The organism is Hymenobacter volaticus, assembly GCF_022921055.1.
GTDB classification, from domain to species: Bacteria; Bacteroidota; Bacteroidia; order Cytophagales; family Hymenobacteraceae; genus Hymenobacter; species Hymenobacter volaticus.
Window position 1 is genome coordinate 3,809,260 of sequence record NZ_CP095061.1, and the last position, 17,518, is coordinate 3,826,777.

The window sequence follows — 17,518 nt, forward strand, 5'->3', positions numbered from 1 at the left end:
CCGTCGTGCTGAGTACGACGGGCTTTTTGTTGGGTCTTATCCTATCCGCATCAGCACCAAAGCCGTGCGGTTGGTAACGTAGAGACTAAGCTTTTCTAGGCCCTCTTCTTCAAACGTTTCGTAGGTCAGGGAAGTATCGACGCGGTTGTGGCCGCCGAACTCGGGAGCATCGGTGCTGAGCAGGATGCGGTAGCGGCCAGATTTCGGCACGAAGAAGTGATAGTCGGGAATGCTATTCGACACGTGGAAATTGAACACGAAAATCAACGGCCCCCGCTCGAATATCAGCACCTGATTGACGGTATCAATATTGAGTTGGTGCGCGGCGGGATGAGCTAGCAAGTGATTTTTGCGGGCCAAAGTGAGTTGCGCGTGGTCGAAAGCCAGCAACTGCTCAAACTTGAGGTCCGAGTTTTCGGCTAGGCTCCACTGCCGGCGAGCGAAGTGGTAGCTCCAGTTGTTGCCTTCGCGCGGGAAATCCACCCATTCCGGGTGGCCAAACTCGTTGCCGATAAAGTTGAGGTAGGCTTCGCCGCCGAGGCTCAGCGTCAGTAGCCGGATGAGTTTGTGCAGCGCAACGCCCCGGTCGGTTATCGGGTCAGGGTCGTCTTTGCGCATGTGCTCGTAGATGGCTTTGTCGAGCAGCCAGTGCGAAAGGGTTTTGTCGCCAACTAAGGCTTGGTCGTGGCTTTCAGCGTAGGCTACCGTTTTTTCGCCGGCGCGGCGGTTGGTTAGCACGTACCACAGGTCGTGCAGGTTCCAGTTTTCGTCGCGGGTGTGCTTGAGCAGCTTGATCCAGTAATCAGGGATGCCCATGCCGAGGCGGTAATCAAACCCAACGCCGCCTTCCGTAATGGGGCGGCACAGGCCGGGCAGGCCGCTCATATCTTCGGCAATCAATAGCGCGCCTTTTTTCATTTCGTGCACCAGCGTGGTGGCTAGTTGCAGGTACAGAATGGCGTCCTCATCAGCCTCGGGTCCGAAATACTGCTCGTAGCCGCTGAAAGCCACCCCTTCGCCGTGGTGCTGATAGAGCATGCTGGTTACGCCATCGAAGCGGAAACCATCGAAGTGGTATTCTTCGAGCCAGTAGCGCAGGTTGCTCAACAGGAAGCGTTGCACCTCGGGCTTGCCGTAGTCGAAGAGTTTGGAATCCCAACCGGGGTGGTTACCGCGCGGGCCGGGGTGGAAGTATTGGTTGCCGGAGCCATCGAAATCGGCTAAGCCCTCGGCCTCGTTTTTGACAGCATGCGAGTGCACGATGTCCAGGAGTACGGCTATGCCACGCTGGTGCGCTTCGTTGATTAGATACTTCAGGTCTTCAGGGGTGCCAAAGCGAGAACTAGCAGCAAAGAAGTTGGCGACGTGGTAGCCAAACGACCCGTAGTAGGGGTGCTCCATCACGGCCATCAGCTGCACGCAATTGTAGCCACCATCCTGAATGCGGGGCAGAATATTGTCGGCAAACTCACGGTAATTACCTACCCGCTCGTCTTCGGTGGCCATGCCCACGTGCGCCTCATAAATCAGCGGCTCTTTGACGTGGTTGTGGATGCGAAACTTCTGGTCAGTCCAGACAAAAGGCTTTTCGGCGCGCCAGAGTTGGCCGGCAAAATCGTGGGTATGTTCGTCTTGCACGGCGCGGTGCAAGGTGGCTGGCAGTCGGTCTTTGCCGCCCTTGGCGGTACGTACGTGCACTTTGAAGCGGCTGCCATGCGTAAGGCGGTCTTTGTAGTCTCTATCCGGCAGAAACACTTCCCAAACGCCGTCCTCGCCGCGCTTGAGGGGCGTACCGTACCGGTCCCACCCATTGAAGTCACCGATCAGCGACAAACCTTCCGCGGCCGGGGCCCATTCCCGGTACCAAAAACCCCGCTTACGCGAATCGTAGTTCAGGCCCAAGTGCTGGTGTGAGGAAGCAAACTTGGTTAGTGAGCCCCACTTATCTTTGATTTCGTCGAGGCGCTGGTTGAGGCGCGTGAGGCGGCGGCGCAATACGGGCTCGAAAGGCATAAGCCAAGGGTCTTGCTGCACCAGGGGAAGATGGGGTGTTTTCAGAGCCGGAATAAGCATGTCAGGAGCCATGGAAGCAGTAGTAAGAGCGTGAGCCGGTAAGATAGGAAGGTATACGGAGGTACAAGGTAGCTGAACGTCAGGCCCGAAAGATCAACTCGTTGCCGAGGGGCAATTTTATGGAAATTCTAGGACCAGATGGCAGCGTATCGTATACTCGCTTTGCTCGTACGCAGAAGCTCACGCTTTGCGGTATATTGAACTACGCCCTATGAAACAACCTTTTCTTCCGCTGGCCCTGGCCGCACTGGTTTTCTCTTGTACCACGGGGCAGCGGCCGGAGACAATTACTATGCCTGCAGCAACTGCTAGCGTAGCAACTCCGATTCCGCCTGCTACCCCCGTCGTGACGGAGCAGGCCATGGTGGTTTCGGCGCATCCGGAGGCAACGCGCATCGGGGTGGAAATCCTGCGCCGCGGCGGCAATGCTTACGATGCGGCAGTGGCCGTGCAGTTTGCGTTGGCGGTGGCTTTGCCTACGGCTGGCAATATTGGCGGGGGTGGCTTTCTGCTGTACCGCGGCGCCGATGGTACCGAGGGAGCCCTGGATTTTCGGGAAATAGCCCCGGCCGCCGCCTCACGGGATATGTACCTCGACCAACAAGGCAATGTGATACCCGACCTAAGCACGCTTGGCCACTTGGCGGCGGGCGTACCGGGAACCGTGGCCGGCATGGAGGTGGTGCACAAAAAACTAGGCAAGCTGCCCTGGCGCGATGTGGTGCAGCCCGCCGTAGACCTGGCTGCTCAAGGGTTGAAGCTAACCGAAAAAGAAGCCAACGGCCTCAACAACCAGCGGGAGAATTTCCTGAAATACAATCCAACTACCCCACCGGCTTACGTCCGTCCCGACGGTGCCACCCGCCCCTGGCAAGCCGGCGACGTTATCAAGTACCCCGAGTTAGCCAGTACCCTCGGGCGCATCCGCGACCAAGGCCGCGCCGGCTTCTATACCGGCAAAACCGCCGACCTGATTGTGGCGGAAATGCAACGCGGCAAGGGTATCATCAGCAAGAAAGACTTGGTTAACTACCAGCCTAAATGGCGCATTCCGCTGCACGGGCAATACCGTGGCTATGACGTGCAGACTTTCCCGCCACCTAGCTCGGGTGGCGTAGCGTTGCTGCAAATGCTACAAATGCTGGAATTCTTTGATTTAGGCAAAGCCGGTTGGCACTCTCCGCAGGCCACACACTGGATTACCGAAGCCGAACGGCGCGTTTACGCTGACCGCGCCACCTACCTCGGCGACCCGGACTTTGGCCGCGTGCCCGTGGCGCAGCTCCTAGAAAAGCCGTACAACCAGCAGCGCATGGCCTCCACCCTGCCCTACCGCGCTACGCCTAGCGCCGAAGTAGCAGCCGGGGCGGGCTTGCCTGGCTACGAGTCAGACCAGACCACGCACTACAACATCGTGGATGCTACGGGCAACGCGGTAAGCTGCACTACCACGCTCAACGGCGGTTACGGTAGCAAAGTGGTGGTAGCCGGAGCGGGCTTCCTGCTCAACAACGAAATGGACGATTTCAGCAGCAAGCCCGGCACGCCCAACGCGTATGGCTTGGTTGGGGGCGCGGCCAACGCCATTGCGCCCGGTAAGCGGATGCTGTCCTCGATGACACCCGTCATCCTCACCAAAAACCAGAAACTGGCGATGGTAGTAGGCACTCCCGGTGGCAGCACTATTATCACCAGCGTTATGCAAGCCATTCTCCACACCATCGACTACGGCATGAACGCGCAGCAGGCCGTGGCCGTGCCTCGTCTGCACCACCAGTGGCTCCCCGACTATATTGATGTAGAAGAAAATGCATTGCTGCCGGCCACCCAAGATTCATTGCGCGCACGGGGTTACAAGCTTAATCCCGCGGGGCATGGGGCCGCATGGAAGTGATTCGGGTGCTACCCAACGGCAAGCTGGAAGGCGGTGCCGACCCCCGCGGCGACGATGCGGCGGCTGGCTACTAAGCATAACCTCTATTTCGCTGCTCAGCTCATCACGACAACGGCCTACTCCTTTTGATGCGGGAGTAGGCCGTTGTCGTGATGGGCTTGCTGATTAAGTTCAACCCTTACTGCTGCTGATCGCGCTGCAGTTGCAGATTGCGGGCCGCGTCGGTGAGGGCCTTGGATAGCTCGTCGAGCGAGCTGATGAAGCGCGGGTTGGCGTCATCCACAATGCTGTTGATGTGCTCGGCGAGGGTTTGCAGCGTGTCGCTGATAGGGTTGGGGTCGGTACCACTGAGAAATCCTTTCAGCTGCACCAAATCGGCGGCAATGGTCGCGTGGGCCGTCTCGCCCGATGCGCGCAGCATTTGAATCCAGCCATCAATGTTTTTATGAGCGAGGTCGAGAGCCTGGGCAAGGTCGCCACTGCGGAAAATGCGGAGGGATGCTTCGAGTTGGTCGGCACTAGCAGAATGGGAAACAGACATAGTGTAAGGGGGTTCGGTGGAAAGAAAGGGACCCTTATTTACTGCATCCCCAACGTTAGGGTTGGCAATGGTCTACTTTTTTCAACTACGGTTTAGCTTAGAATTACTAGGCTGATTTGTTGTACAGCCACCACTTGCTGATGCAGTATAGCGCTTGATAATTTGCTGCACCTGGGTATGCTGGTGTGCTAGGCATTGCGCCTAATCGTGCCACTTGTATACTTACTGCTTAGGGAATATCACTCCTCAGATATTTGGGCTAGTACCTGCTAGTGATTCAGGCTTTGCAATTCAACTATTGCCTGTGCAACCTCTTGTCTAGTAGCGGACTCATAAGGCAAGTTAACATTGCCTGTTTTCAACCATAAGGCAAGTTAACATTGCCTGTTTTCAACTTTTCCCTGCTTCCCTAGCGAGTGCTTTAGTATCAAAGTAAATAAGCAGCCAACTGGAAGCCGACCCATACACTTTCACTAGATGAAGATAGTCTACTCCCCCTTTTCCAAGTTGTGGCTGGTACTGCTACTGCTTTCCTCAGCGGCGTGCAGCAAAGAAGACATGGTGGGCTCAGCATGCACCTCGCCGTACGTGGCGCCCCGTTCCGCCGACGCCTACAACTTTCCGGTTCTCCCAGGCACCGAAGCATGGAAAAAGCTCCAAAGTGGCCAGGCAATGGTTGACGCTTGCCAAATACCCGCCGCTAAACTGTCGGCCATTTCCACTCCCGGACTGCTGTCCACCTGTCTAAACTATCCGCTCCTGGGCAATATACTTGCCTACAACTCACTACAGCGCGGCACTCGGGTGCAGCTAGAGAGCTTCAATGGGTTCGATGAGTTGCGCAAGCGCCCCGAGGCGGCATCTCTCCTACTGGAGCGCTACCAACGCATGGGACCAACTTGCTTGCCCGAAGGGCAAGTGCAACGCGGAAACTATTCTTTTAGCTTCACCTACGTGGAAATGATTCTGGCGCAGGACGAGTATCTGGCGCAGCTGTCAGCCGATGAGCGCCGCTCTTTGCTGCGGGAAGCCCTCACGAAGTATATCGAGAAGAAGCCACTTGCCGAGAGTGTATACAGCGACTTGGGCCTTGCAACGTCGGTATTTGTGATGGCGCGTATCATGCAAGCCGAACAGTACCAACCCTTTCTGGCGGCTGTTCGCAACGAACCAGACATGGCTGCTTTTGTCGCAGATGTATTTGTAACAAATAATTCTTCGGTTCTAAACAGGGTCATCGAACACGCCCTACAGTTCAAATAAACTTGACACTGCATGAACAAACTAAAATGTGTGCTACTATAGATCCTGTATTTAGAGCGCCGCTTTAAGCCTCATCCATAAACAACCAAAAGGCCTGCTCCACTAGCTGGAGCAGGCCTTTTGGTTGTTCAGACAAAGGATTACGCTTTCAACGAAGTAGCCGCCGAACTGAGTGTTTGGCCGAGTTGCTGGAGCTTGGCGCTAGCATCCGGAGTGGCGCTTTCAGCCGCTTTGGTGGTATGCTCGCCTAAGGTCTTCAATGACTGCCCGATTTGAGCGCTGTCGCCGCTGCCAATGGCGGTTTGCAGGTTTTCCAACTCGGAGGCAATAGCACTCAATGATGGGCTGCCTGCCCCGTTGAGGGTCGAAATCCAGCTTTGAATGTTGCCAGCGGCGGCTGGTGCGGCGGCGGTCAGGCCCCCGTCGAGAGCTTGGATGGTGGCGTCGAGTTGACTGGTGGAAGAACTCATAACAAAGTGGTTTTGGTTGGAAAAGAAATGAACACTTCTACTACTCTCGGCGCTCTTTATTGTTGATTTTCAAATTCTTAAACAAAGCCCAACAAAACATATTCCGCTTTGTATTGTAGCTCGTCAGATAGGCCCTAGCTCAACCATATGCCCAAAACAAAGGCCGGTCCTACTCTTCGGAAGAGCGGAACCGGCCTAAATCTTATACGCTACTAATTTATTATTGAAAACTTAACAGCCTTTCTACGACACCTTTAGGTTGCCAGCCGCTATGACGAGCGTCTGACCGAGGTGACGCAAATGGTCGCCGGTTTCGCCGTGCAAATCGCGCGCGGCCAGTGATGTATCTTGCCCCAACTGCTGCAGCGAGGCCGCTATGGCGGGCCGGTCGTCGCGCTCCACGTGAGTGCGGAGGGTACGCAGCTGGCTTTGGATGCCCATCAAAGCCGAACCACCGAGGCCATCTAAGGCCGCAATCCAGGTGTCGATAGCCCCAAGGCCTGCGTCGACTGGGTGCGCACCAGGATGCTCGAACGTGTGGTAGATGCTGCGGATGGTTTCTTCGATGCGGTCGTTATGGTTCATGGGAAAGAAAGTTTGGGAGATGACAGGAAATCTTACCCGCCTGTACGCCGCCTAGCCGGTAGGCGTTGCAATAACCGCTTTGCAAAGGTGCGCCAGAATACGGCAGACTTAGCTGCCATAGCTTGAATGGCATTCAGTAAACCCTATATATTGCCGACCTGAAGCTGGTCTTCCTCGCCTACACGTCCGCTTTGGGTTCCGCTGCCTCTGGTTTTGTTACTCAGTTAGCCCCGTCAACGTCAATTACTTACCTCATTCGTTTGCCCCAATGTATACCAACAAGACCTTTCCACTGCGCATTATTCTGTTTTTCTGCTGGCGAGAATTGCTCTGGTTCACGCTGTTGAGTGTGGCGGTGCTGGTAGCTTATAAGGGGCTTGGTTGGACATTTATAGCTATTCCGTTTTTGCCGGTAGCTACCATCGGCACGGCAGTGGCTTTCTATGTGGGCTTCAAAAACAACTCTTCGTATGAGCGGCTTTGGGAGGCCCGCCGCATCTGGGGCGCTATTACCAACGCTAGCCGGTCGTGGGCTACGCTGGTGAACACCACCGTGGGCCGCGAGCAATTCGACGAAAATCCGGATGCGGTGATTCGGTTGCGGCGGCAGCTGATACTGCGGCAGGTTGGCTGGGTGAATGCGTTGCGGCTGCAACTTCGGCGCCGGGTGCTCTGGCAAGAGGACCCCAGGGTTCGGTCGTTGCACGTGAAGCTGGTGGAGCAACAGCACCGGCAGGCCGAGGAAATGCACAGCACGCTGGAGCCGTTTCTGCCCACGTTCGAGCTAGCCTGCACCGACTGCGGGGCCACCAACGTGCCCAATCTGCTTTTGCACGCCCACGCAACGCAGCTTGCGGAGCTAAAAACCCGCGGCCTGCTCGATCCTTTCGAGCACAACACGCTGTCGGCGCTGCTGGTGGAGTGCTTCGCCCAACAAGGTGCCGCTGAGCGGATCAAGAGCTTTCCTTTTCCGCGGCAGTACGCTCACTTCAGCACCATTTTCGTTTGCCTGTTTACGTTCCTGCTGCCTTTCGCGCTAATCGGCGAAATGGCCAAATTTGGGCCTAATGCCGTGTGGCTCGACCTACCTTTCAGCATACTTATTTCCTGGGTTTTCTTTTCCATGGAATCCATCGGCGACGCCAGCGAGAATCCCTTCGAAAACGGCCTCAACGACATCCCCATGACGGCCATTTGCCGCAACATCGAAATCGACCTGCGCGAGCTACTCGGCGATGCCCCACTACCAGAGCGTATTCAAGCAGTGGATGGCGTGTTGCTGTAAACTGGCGACGTATTACTGCCTAGGCTCATGAGCTGCTATTGGCTGAAGCAGATTGGTGCAACTGGTGGCTACTGTGCCGTTCAAACAGCAGTTCTGTTGTTCACGATTTCGATGCAACCACTGTAAAGGCCAGCTGAAAGTCGTTGCGGATGGCATAGGAGCCTAAATTCTGGAAGAAGCTGCTGGAGTTGTAGTTGACCCCGAACTGCGTACGGTCGATGGTGGCCGTCCCCGTGACGCGGAGCGAGCCATTGGGCAGACGCTCCAGGGTTAGGGGAAACTGCACGGGCATGGTTATGCCTTTGATGGTGAGTTGACCGATAGCCGTGCTGTTCTTGACTTCGCGCAGCACAAATACGGCCGTCGGGTACTTTGCGGCGTCGAAAAAATCGGTGCCGCGCAGGTGCTCGGTTAGTTTGGCGTCTTCATGCTTGATCGTGCTCATATCGAACTCGAAGCGGCCGTTTCGCAGGGTCTGGCCATCGTATTCGAAGGTACCCCGGCGTAGCTGAACGGAGCCAGTGGGCGCCCAAGTACCGGCTTCGGCGTGGCCGGTCCAGGTGAGCTGGCTGGCGGTTGGCTTCGCCTGGTAAGTGGTGGCAGCTGGCTGAAACGAAGTCAGCGAAAGGAAAAGCAGGAAGGCGAGAACAGTTTTCATGGCAAGAAAGAAGAAAGTGACAGACTGCGAAAAGAAGGTGGTTGCTTAGCGGACAGTGGCTTCGGTTTCGATGAGGCCAGTGCCTTTGTAGAGCTTGCCGGTTTTGTCTTTGGCCAGCACATACCAGAGAGCGTCGCCGCCGTAGAGGCGCTGGGCACTATCGGCGAAGCGGTAGTTTTTCTCGAACGTGTAGGGCTGGCCGGCCTGCAACCGCGCGCCAGGGCAGCGGAATAGCTCGGCAAACTCCGCTGGTGTTTCCTTTATATTGGCCTTCCAGCCTTCGGCGTTGTACCAGATGAAGCTGCCACACTCCACCACTTCCAGTTCCCCTACCTCCGAGCGAATAGTGGTGCTGTGCTTCCAAACGTAGCCGCCCGGCTGCTCGGGGTTAGGCTCCGGATAAATAGGATTGGGTGTGTGCCAAAGCGTAATGCCTACTGGCACCTGGCGCAGCTTATCGGGCAGCACGCGGCTATGGTCGGTCCAAGCCGATGGAGTAGCAGTGGTTTGGGCCAGCAAGGAGGCAACGGGGGCAGCCAGCAGAACAGCCAGCAAGAGCAATGTTTTCATGGTCATACGGAGTTGAAGTATGACCCAAAGGTGGCAGCCCAAAACACCCAAAACGCCCCGAATTCAGCGTCAGAAGGCCCATATCATGATATGGGCGCAAGTGAAAGAAGCCAGCAATAAACTACTAAGCGTTGGAAACTAGACCTCCAGGCTGCTAGTCTTCCCACTACTCATCCCTTACCTGCCAGTCGCGGGGGGCAACGCCGGTGAACTGCTTGAAGATGCGGTTGAAGGTGGTCTTGGAATTGAAGCCGCTTTCGAAGGCGATGCCAAGCAAAGTCAAACGCTGCGCATCGGGGGTGGCAAGGCGGCGTTTCACTTCGGCCACCCGGTAGCTGTTCACCAAATCGTTGAAGGGTTGGCCGAAGCCGTTGTTGACGGTGAAGGAAATGAGCCGGGGCGCTAGGCCCGTATGCGCCGATAATTCCGCCAGCGTAAGTGTGGGGTTAAGATACAGATGCTCTTCTTCCAGCGCCCGCCGAATACGGGCTACCACGGCCGCATCCACCGCCGCGGCAGGTTTTGCCCCTGGCGCTGCTACGGCGGTTTTACTTTGCATACTCGCAGCTAATGCATCGGTGTTATGCACACCAGCCTCTACGACCCGATTGTGCTCACCGGAGAAAGGCGCAGCCACGGCCAATTCTGGTGCGGTTGAAGGGGCGGCAATCAATCCGAAATCATTGGGTTCTTCTTCGGGCGCGAAACGGACGGCGTGCATATCGGCTTGCCGCAAGCCCACCACCCCAATCAGGAAAACTACCACGCCGAGTAGTTCGGTGGAGTAGTCGTAGCGGTAGTAAAGCTCGAAAAACTCGCGTAGCACCAATTCAATGAGCCACTGCACATTTACTACCGCCACCAGCACTAGCAGCGTGCGCAGCCACAGCAACCGTAACTGTGACGTTTCCGAGAAATTGTCGAGCAGCCAGCGGCGGTATTGGCGCAGCAGGCGCAAACTCAGCACCAAGTAAATGGTCAGGGAAAGCCAAGTGCCCACGAACTCCACGCGGTACGTGTAGGGCCGGTGGACGGTCTGCCAGAACCAGTTGCGGGTCTCGTAGTCTTGCCAACGCAGCCAACCGTAGAGAGCAGCCTGCACCAGCACCGGTACAAAATGCCACCAGTAGCGCGTTTGCCATTGAAAGTCGTGGTTGACAAGGCTGCGGACGTAGAAATACAGCAGCGGACCGAAGGCAAACGAGTAATAAATGGGCGCGAAATACCAATTCGGGTTTTGCCCGTAGATGTTGGCCACCCGAAAAAACCCGTCGAGCAGCCACAACGCAATAGCCAGCATTAGCAGGGCCAAAAACCGGTTGGGCAACTGATTGGCACGAGCCAGCCCCAATAGGCCCGCCGCAAACACGGCCTGCGCTATAACCGCAAACAGGAGCACGACCAAGGGCGTAAGCGGTATTTGCATACAATCAAAGAAGGGTAAGCAAGCACACCTGATATTGCGGACCAGTAACCTACTCTTGCCAACGTAAAATAGTGGTTTCTCTATTGTCTCGCACGCAGGCCGCATGAAACAGAAAATCCGGGAATGGCTGCGCCGGTATTTGCCTGCCGAGGTGCTATCCATGGTGGCCACGCTGGTGGGTGCTTGGTTGGCACTGCAGGGCACGCACAGCCAGTTGAGCGCCGCGCTGGCGGGCACCTGGGCCGGCAACGTGGCGTACTTCGGGTATTTGTTGGGGCAAGATGTACTGCTGGCCCGCCGCGCCTGCCACGCCCAAAACCGACCGTACACGCGCCGCATCTTCGGGCGCAACGTGCGGGCGCTGGCGGTGGAGTTTGGGCCTGCTGAAGTGCTAGACAGCTTATTTATTCGTCCGGCGCTCATGTACTATCTACCTCGCTGGCTCGGCAGCTTTGGGGCGGGCATTGTGCTGGCCAAGCTCCTGGCCGACATTACCTTCTACGTTCCGGCTATTCTGAGTTACGAACTCAGCAAAAAGCGCCTACGCAATTTCGGCGACGAGTAAGTTAGGTACGGGCAACGGTGCTCTTTTAGAACGAATAAGCACTAATTAACGCGGCAACTTAGCTCCTTTGCCTTTTTTGGACGTACTACCCTTACTTGCATAGCTCACTTTAGTGTTCATACCATGTCAGCAACAGATTCTTCAACGTTAGCGGCGTTGCAGCAGCGTTGTCCGCGCTGCCACCAAGGTCGGCTATTCACTTACTCGGCCTTCAACCTGACTAAGTTCGCCGACATGCCCGCCGCCTGTCCGGTATGCGGGCAAGCATACGAGCCGGAGCCGGGCTTCTATTGGGGAGCTATGTACATCAGCTTTGCCTTCTCAACAGGTATTATGTTGGTTGTTGGGTTTGGGGTGTATTTCCTGCTCAATGACCCCGACACGTGGGTATATATTGTGAGTGTGGCGGTGGCGTCGGTGCTGCTTACGCCGCTTAGCTTGCGCTATTCGCGCACCCTAATGCTGTATTGGTTTGGCGGCGTCCACTACGACCCCGACCGGGCGGGCACGTCGCGCCGTTCTGCTTAGTGGCCCATATCCTGTTTATGCAGTTGCTGTTAACCAGAATACTCTAAAATGCCGCTGCGTATGCCCTTCGGCATTACGCATAAACTAGCAATATCCTTACTTCAAGGCCGTTACTTAGCAAAACCCGCCCGAGAGCGGGTTTTGTATTTTATAAATATTACTGGTTGTGTGTAGTGGAGGGTGGGGCGTTATAAGTTCGTCTCAAACCAAGCACATTCTCTGGTGAAGGCGCTCCAGACCACCAGTATTTTGTTCAAAATTATAGCTTTTTTAAGCTCCACAGTCGTGCCTAAGACATTCTGCATCATCTGATGACACGGACTGCAATCGTTTGCGCAAAGGTCTGATACCGTGTTTGTTGCCGCATCTAGCTTATCGGCTCAAACAAACTTTGAAATGAACTGCTAAAACTATTTAGCAAGCCCCTAGGCCACTTTAGCTCGGCAAATCTATCTTCTTAAGTTATATATTCGGATACACTGAGGTGTGCGAGTCAAACCATTAAAAGGCAACCTATTATCAACCTAACCTTACTCGTATGATTAGTTCGTTCAGAATAAACGGAGTGATGCTGTTGTGCTTGCTCCAAATGATTGTCGTTCCATCTATGGGCCAAATAAAATGGCCTGCCGGTCAACTGCTTCCCTCCTTTCCTGAGCCGGCAAAAACGCAGGATCTTATCTATCTCCGCGAAGCTACTTCCCGTTGGGAAGCCGAAGGTTCGTCGCTTGGCCATGGCACAGGGCGCTTAGAAGGCGACGGGTGGCTTTGCCAGACTAGCATTGACGAGCCCAATCGGCATATGGTTTACGGCCCCTATGACACCAGCGTGCCGGCCGGACCCAACGTGGCCGAGTTTCGCCTGAAGGTCGACAACAATACCGCCAACAACGATTCGATAGTGGACCTTGACGTTCGGAATGCCACTACGGGCCAGACGCTGGCCAAGCGCACACTCACTCGGCGGCAATTCCCCGTAGCTTCCGACTACACCAACTTTACACTGCCGTTTACGATGCCAGCGGCCAACCAATCATTGGAATTGCGCGTGTTTTGGCGCGGCACTTCCTACACGAAAGTGGATTGGGTTGGGCTGCAGCAAAATCAAACGTCGGCCGAAATGTATTTGTTTGCTTCGCTGAAAGGCATCGTAAACAAGAAACAGCCGCGCATCTTCTCGTATGAAGGCGACGCCTTTGCGGAAGGGCCTTATACCTGGTTGGAGTCGTTGGGGGTGAGTTGGTCTGAACCCGCGGATAAGTGGGACCTTATCACTAAGTATCGGAATGAGGTATCGGGCCTGATCGTTTATGATCCTGCTCAGATTCATACCGTGAACCTGGCAACGCTGTTGGCCAAGGATAAAAAAGCACTTATCGCCTCGCCGGACTTGGTATCTCGGCTTACGGCTTCGCCCTACAATTTGCCGGTCTTGCTTGATTTGCGCGGCCAGTTTAGCAGCAAACTGCAAGTATATCAGACAATCTACACCAAGTACTGGCCAAAGCTTGACCACCGCCTGCTGATTGGGTTGAATCCAGATGCCCACAAATCAGCCTTACGGGAGTACGCAACGGCGCTCGGGGCCGCGGTTATCTGGCTCGACCCGAAAGTTGCCGGTGAGAGTGAACTCCTGAACAGCTTCTTAGCTTCCATGCCGGCCGGCTCGAACGTTATGGGGTGGTGGCCCGAAGAACAACCCGGAGTGGAGCGAGCCTCTAGCTACGGCATTGCCACCATCGCCAGCGACTACGCCACCAACCTGACGATGCACAGCGGGATGCCCCGGAAAATAAACACTAAGCCCATACCGCCGAAACCAGTCCTACAAAACAAGATTTATGTTGCGTTCATCTTGAGCGACGGCGACAATTTGCAGTACGTCGAGCACCTGATGCGCAAGCTATGGAACAACCCCGACCGAGGATCGGTGCCGATGGGCTGGACGCTCTCACCGGCCATGCTCGATGCCATGCCGGGCGCCCTGAACTACTACTGGCAAACCGCTACCGCCAACGACAACCTGATTTCGGGCCCCTCGGGCTACGGCTACGCTTACCCAAATAGCTTTCCTGATCAGAATTCACTGAACCAGTTCGTGGCAAAAACTGAGGAGTATAATCGGCGGGCGGGTTTCCGAGTTGTCACGGTTTGGAACACCATCACCGGGGGCATCAACGAGAATGTCGGCCAAAGCTTCGCCGAGAAAGCCCCCTCTTTGCTTGGGTTAACCGGCCAAAACACGGGAGGCGGCCTCACCATCTACAAACAAAGTTTGCCGGGCATGGCGCTTTCCTGCAATTACTGTACGAATGAACAAGCTATGAAAGACCACATTGCCAGTGCCTCGGCCGGGTGGGATGGCAACTCCCCACGCTTCGTCATTATCCAAGCGCAACCTTGGACCGACGTGAAGCCCTCCAATTTCAAGAACGTGGCAACCTCCCTCAACACCGATTATGTGGTGGTGCGGCCGGATCATATTTTCCAACTTATCCGTGAGGCAAACGGCCTCCCCATCAACCCTGGCAGCAAATCCACCGTGGCGCGCACGGATGTTGCTAGCGAGTCGAAGGCTTTAGTAGGCAGAGGCGAAATTGGGCTGTATCCGAATCCTGCTTCCAGTGAGCTAACGATTACCGGAATAGCTGAAAACGCCGAAGTAACGGTCTATGATCTTACCGGGAAAGTGATGGTAAGCACCACGCGAATAGCGCCAAACCAGCCTGTCCTCAACGTAAAAAACCTAAAGCCCGGCACCTATTTACTCAAAGCGGAAGGCAAGGAAAGCAAGGTGTTTAAGTTTGTAAAAGAGTAACGACTCCTTGGGGCAACTACCCTAAGCAATTTTCTTGGTAACGACGCAAAACCCCGTGCTGCACTACTGCGGCACGGGGTTTTTACGTGAGAAATCGGCGGCCTGCTACCACCGTTGCCCCGAAAGGCGTAGCTTGCTTTCCTCATTTGCACGCGCACAACCGATGAAAACAACCTCTTTTGCCCTGCTCGCCGCCCTGTGGTTGCCCGCCGGACTAGCTACAGCGCAGTCGACCAAGAAACCCGCGCCAGCCACTAAAGCCACCACTACAACGGCCGCCGCTTCTGCTACCTCCTCGGCGCCCCTCGCCAAGCTGTTCGACACCTATTGGGAAGACCGCGCCAAGCTGTTTCCGCTCAACGCTACCAGCCAGGGCGACAACCGCTACAACGACCAACTGCCCAACGACCAGACCCGCGCCTTCCGCCAGCAACAGCAGCAGTTCTACCAGCAGTATTTGGGGTCGCTCAAGAAGTTTGACCGAAGCAAACTATCGGCTGAAGATCAAGTGAGCTACGACATCTTCCAGTACGAAATGGAAAGCCGGCTCAATGGGCTGAAGCTGAACAGCTGGATGATGCCGTTTGCGCAGTTCTACAGCTTGCCCAATACGCTCGGTCAGTTGGGCGCCGGCACCGGCGCGCAGCCCTTCAAAACCGTGAAAGACTACGACGACTGGCTGAAACGCATCGGCCAGTTTCCGGTGTGGGCCGACTCGGCGGTCAGCAACTTCCGGCAGGGCATGAAGGCGGGCGTGGTGCTGCCGCGGGCCTTGGTCTTGAAAATGGTGCCGCAGCTACAAGCCCAAATCACCACCGACGCTACCAAAAGCCTGTTCTATGGCCCCATCACGCGGATGCCGGCCTCCTTTTCCGAAGCCGACAAAACCCGCCTGACAGCCGCGTATCAGCAGGCTATTCTTACCCAACTGGTACCCACTTACCGCAAACTGGCCGACTTTCTACAAACCGAGTACTTACCCAAAGCCCGCACTAGTACCGGCTTGGCCGCTGTGCCCGGTGGCGCCGAAATGTACGCCTACAACGTGCGGTTGATGACCACCACTGACCGCGCCCCCGACGCCATTTACCAAACCGGCCTGAGCGAGGTAAAGCGCATTCGGGCCGAGATGGAAGCCGTCAAGAAGCAGGTAGCCTTTCAAGGCGAGTTGCCTGCTTTCTTCACCTATCTAAATTCCGAGCCGAAATTCACGCCGTACAAAACCCCCGAAGACGTACTCAATGCCTTCCGCGCCATTCAGGCCCGGATTACGCCCAACCTGCCCAAGCTGTTTGGCCGCACGCCGAAGTCGCCGTTTGAAATCCGGCAGACCGAAGCCTTCCGCGCCGCCACTGCTTCGGCCGAGTACAACCGTGGCACCCCTGACGGCTCGCGGCCCGGCATTTTCTACGTACCCATTCTCGATGCCACTAAGTTCAATACCACGTCGGGTATGGAGTCGTTGTTTGCGCACGAGGCTATTCCGGGCCACCACTACCAGTTGTCGTTGCAACAGGAAAACACCGATTTGCCGAAATTCCGCCGCTTCGCTTCGTATCCGGCTTTCAGCGAAGGTTGGGCCTTGTATTGCGAAAGCCTGGGTCCGGAGCTAGGTCTCTATGCGGACCCCTACCAGAAAATTGGAGCTTTGGGTGACGAAATTCACCGCGCTATTCGCTTGGTAGTGGACGTGGGCATGCACTCCAAAAACATGACCCGCGAGGAAGCCATTAAGTACATGATGGACAACGAACCCATCAGCGAGCAAGGGGCCACCGCCGAAATAGAACGGTACATGGCCATCCCGGGGCAAGCGTTGGCCTACAAAACCGGCGCCCTCAAGCTGCGCGAACTGCGCGACCGGTATGCCAAACAGTTAGGCTCTAAATCCGATTTACGCGCCTTCCACGACGAAGTACTAGCCGGCGGCAGCATGCCCTTAGCCGTACTGGAACGCAAAATGGACGCCTGGGCCGCGCGGCAGAAGTAAGCTTAAACTTGGAAGCTTTGCATTAGAGCGCAGCCGAAGCATCTAGTGCCATTGCCAAAGTAACGGTCATGCTGAGCGCAGCCGAAGCATCTCGCGCGAATCGTTGCGCCGACAAACGGGTTTTACCACACTAGCGAGATGCTTCGGCTGCGCTCAGCATGACGGATATACTGTGGCAACGACAGCGCTCAGCATGGCGGTCTGATTGCGCTGGCAATGACAGCACATCTACCTCAATGCTTTGACCAGCTTGTAGTAATGTTCTTATCTTTACGATAGTGCATACTAGTTGCCAATTTCATGATAGAACAGCCTATTCGTTGATGATGACTAGCCTTCTTCTCGCTCAGTATGCTTTGGTGCAAAGCGCCCGTGGCGCCTTGCTCGACTATTGCGCTACGCTGGCTCCAACTGACTTCACCGCTCCCATACCAACCTTCAACAACAGCAGCTTGCGCGACTTGCTGGTGCACGTGGCCAACGCCTATCAGAACTGGTTGGGTGTTGTCGGGCAAAACCAGCCTCGCTGCTATTTCGACCCGGCTGCTACTCCCGATGTGGAGGCAGTACGACAGCACTTTCAGGAAGTGGACAAGTTGGTGATTTCTTACTGTACCCACGTCGGGGATGATTGGCAAACGGCAAAGCCCTACACAATTTCCAAGCGCTCCGAACCCCTAACGCTCACGCCACTAGTGCTATTTACCCATGCCCTCACGCACGAGTTTCATCATAAGGGCCAGTTGCTTAGCATGAGCCGCCAGCTGGGTTATACGCCCGTTGATACCGATGTTATTCGCTTTTGACAACGGCAGTACAGAGGCTACAAGCTAGACGCTATCAACCCTTTTG

General features: G+C 55.6%; 15 protein-coding genes. 8 read left to right on the plus strand and 7 right to left on the minus strand.

What is annotated here, in order from left to right; translation table 11 throughout:
- Positions 1-36: 36 nt before the first annotated feature.
- Positions 37-2,085, minus strand: coding sequence for an alpha-amylase family glycosyl hydrolase (locus MUN86_RS16550; RefSeq protein ID WP_245119163.1), 2,049 nt, complete (start codon positions 2,083-2,085; stop codon positions 37-39).
- Between the two features lie 199 nt (positions 2,086-2,284).
- On the opposite strand from MUN86_RS16550, the gene ggt reads away from it, so the two are divergent.
- On the plus strand, positions 2,285-3,967 hold the full coding sequence (ggt, locus tag MUN86_RS16555; protein WP_311181716.1) for a gamma-glutamyltransferase: 1,683 nt from the start codon (positions 2,285-2,287) through the stop codon (positions 3,965-3,967).
- A gap of 178 nt (positions 3,968-4,145) precedes the next feature.
- Here ggt and MUN86_RS16560 read toward each other — a convergent pair whose 3' ends face one another.
- Entirely contained in the window at positions 4,146-4,508 is a 363-nt protein-coding gene (locus MUN86_RS16560; protein ID WP_245119164.1) for a hypothetical protein, read from the minus strand.
- Positions 4,509-4,985: 477 nt separating this feature from the next.
- Here MUN86_RS16560 and MUN86_RS16565 point away from each other — a divergent pair, with 477 nt between their 5' ends.
- Positions 4,986-5,771, plus strand: coding sequence for a hypothetical protein (locus MUN86_RS16565; protein WP_245119165.1), 786 nt, complete (start codon positions 4,986-4,988; stop codon positions 5,769-5,771).
- Positions 5,772-5,911: 140 nt separating this feature from the next.
- Here the strand turns inward: MUN86_RS16565 and MUN86_RS16570 are convergent, their stop codons facing one another.
- Both MUN86_RS16570 and MUN86_RS16575 read right to left on the minus strand, forming a co-directional pair.
- Positions 5,912-6,241 (minus strand): hypothetical protein, encoded by a 330-nt coding sequence (locus MUN86_RS16570; RefSeq protein WP_245119166.1) that lies wholly within the window; start codon positions 6,239-6,241, stop codon positions 5,912-5,914.
- A gap of 243 nt (positions 6,242-6,484) precedes the next feature.
- Positions 6,485-6,826 (minus strand): hypothetical protein, encoded by a 342-nt coding sequence (locus tag MUN86_RS16575; RefSeq protein WP_245119167.1) that lies wholly within the window; start codon positions 6,824-6,826, stop codon positions 6,485-6,487.
- Positions 6,827-7,094: 268 nt separating this feature from the next.
- On the opposite strand from MUN86_RS16575, the gene MUN86_RS16580 reads away from it, so the two are divergent.
- Positions 7,095-8,111 (plus strand): bestrophin family protein, encoded by a 1,017-nt coding sequence (locus MUN86_RS16580; RefSeq protein WP_245119168.1) that lies wholly within the window; start codon positions 7,095-7,097, stop codon positions 8,109-8,111.
- Positions 8,112-8,211: 100 nt separating this feature from the next.
- Here the strand turns inward: MUN86_RS16580 and MUN86_RS16585 are convergent, their stop codons facing one another.
- From MUN86_RS16585 to MUN86_RS16595, 3 genes are all read right to left on the minus strand, one after another.
- Complete coding sequence (locus MUN86_RS16585) at positions 8,212-8,769, minus strand: YceI family protein (RefSeq protein WP_245119169.1); 558 nt, start codon at positions 8,767-8,769, stop codon at positions 8,212-8,214.
- A gap of 45 nt (positions 8,770-8,814) precedes the next feature.
- Complete coding sequence (locus tag MUN86_RS16590) at positions 8,815-9,339, minus strand: hypothetical protein (protein WP_245119170.1); 525 nt, start codon at positions 9,337-9,339, stop codon at positions 8,815-8,817.
- Positions 9,340-9,505: 166 nt separating this feature from the next.
- On the minus strand, positions 9,506-10,765 hold the full coding sequence (locus MUN86_RS16595) for a helix-turn-helix domain-containing protein (protein WP_245119171.1): 1,260 nt from the start codon (positions 10,763-10,765) through the stop codon (positions 9,506-9,508).
- A gap of 103 nt (positions 10,766-10,868) precedes the next feature.
- Here MUN86_RS16595 and MUN86_RS16600 point away from each other — a divergent pair, with 103 nt between their 5' ends.
- From MUN86_RS16600 to MUN86_RS16620, 5 genes are all read left to right on the plus strand, one after another.
- Positions 10,869-11,330: a hypothetical protein gene (locus tag MUN86_RS16600; RefSeq protein ID WP_245119172.1), complete on the plus strand. Its 462-nt coding sequence runs from the start codon at positions 10,869-10,871 to the stop codon at positions 11,328-11,330.
- 123 nt (positions 11,331-11,453) lie between these two features.
- Complete coding sequence (locus MUN86_RS16605; RefSeq protein ID WP_245119173.1) at positions 11,454-11,858, plus strand: DUF983 domain-containing protein; 405 nt, start codon at positions 11,454-11,456, stop codon at positions 11,856-11,858.
- 538 nt (positions 11,859-12,396) lie between these two features.
- The gene (locus tag MUN86_RS16610; protein ID WP_245119174.1) at positions 12,397-14,676 is read left to right on the plus strand and encodes a T9SS type A sorting domain-containing protein; all 2,280 of its coding nucleotides are present in this window, start codon (positions 12,397-12,399) and stop codon (positions 14,674-14,676) included.
- Positions 14,677-14,839: 163 nt separating this feature from the next.
- The gene (locus tag MUN86_RS16615; protein WP_245119175.1) at positions 14,840-16,666 is read left to right on the plus strand and encodes a DUF885 domain-containing protein; all 1,827 of its coding nucleotides are present in this window, start codon (positions 14,840-14,842) and stop codon (positions 16,664-16,666) included.
- A gap of 323 nt (positions 16,667-16,989) precedes the next feature.
- A complete protein-coding gene (locus MUN86_RS16620; protein ID WP_245119176.1) occupies positions 16,990-17,472 on the plus strand; it encodes a DinB family protein in 483 nt (160 codons plus the stop codon).
- Positions 17,473-17,518 lie beyond the last annotated feature (46 nt).

Bases quoted from the DNA above. Each gene is read 5' to 3' on its own strand.
- MUN86_RS16550 (WP_245119163.1), bottom strand. From the start codon at position 2,085: ATGGCTCCTGACATGCTTATTCCGGCTCTGAAAACACCCCATCTTCCC.
- ggt (WP_311181716.1), top strand. From the start codon at position 2,285: ATGAAACAACCTTTTCTTCCGCTGGCCCTGGCCGCACTGGTTTTCTCT.
- MUN86_RS16560 (WP_245119164.1), bottom strand. From the start codon at position 4,508: ATGTCTGTTTCCCATTCTGCTAGTGCCGACCAACTCGAAGCATCCCTC.
- MUN86_RS16565 (WP_245119165.1), top strand. From the start codon at position 4,986: ATGAAGATAGTCTACTCCCCCTTTTCCAAGTTGTGGCTGGTACTGCTA.
- MUN86_RS16570 (WP_245119166.1), bottom strand. From the start codon at position 6,241: ATGAGTTCTTCCACCAGTCAACTCGACGCCACCATCCAAGCTCTCGAC.
- MUN86_RS16575 (WP_245119167.1), bottom strand. From the start codon at position 6,826: ATGAACCATAACGACCGCATCGAAGAAACCATCCGCAGCATCTACCAC.
- MUN86_RS16580 (WP_245119168.1), top strand. From the start codon at position 7,095: ATGTATACCAACAAGACCTTTCCACTGCGCATTATTCTGTTTTTCTGC.
- MUN86_RS16585 (WP_245119169.1), bottom strand. From the start codon at position 8,769: ATGAAAACTGTTCTCGCCTTCCTGCTTTTCCTTTCGCTGACTTCGTTT.
- MUN86_RS16590 (WP_245119170.1), bottom strand. From the start codon at position 9,339: ATGAAAACATTGCTCTTGCTGGCTGTTCTGCTGGCTGCCCCCGTTGCC.
- MUN86_RS16595 (WP_245119171.1), bottom strand. From the start codon at position 10,765: ATGCAAATACCGCTTACGCCCTTGGTCGTGCTCCTGTTTGCGGTTATA.
- MUN86_RS16600 (WP_245119172.1), top strand. From the start codon at position 10,869: ATGAAACAGAAAATCCGGGAATGGCTGCGCCGGTATTTGCCTGCCGAG.
- MUN86_RS16605 (WP_245119173.1), top strand. From the start codon at position 11,454: ATGTCAGCAACAGATTCTTCAACGTTAGCGGCGTTGCAGCAGCGTTGT.
- MUN86_RS16610 (WP_245119174.1), top strand. From the start codon at position 12,397: ATGATTAGTTCGTTCAGAATAAACGGAGTGATGCTGTTGTGCTTGCTC.
- MUN86_RS16615 (WP_245119175.1), top strand. From the start codon at position 14,840: ATGAAAACAACCTCTTTTGCCCTGCTCGCCGCCCTGTGGTTGCCCGCC.
- MUN86_RS16620 (WP_245119176.1), top strand. From the start codon at position 16,990: ATGATGACTAGCCTTCTTCTCGCTCAGTATGCTTTGGTGCAAAGCGCC.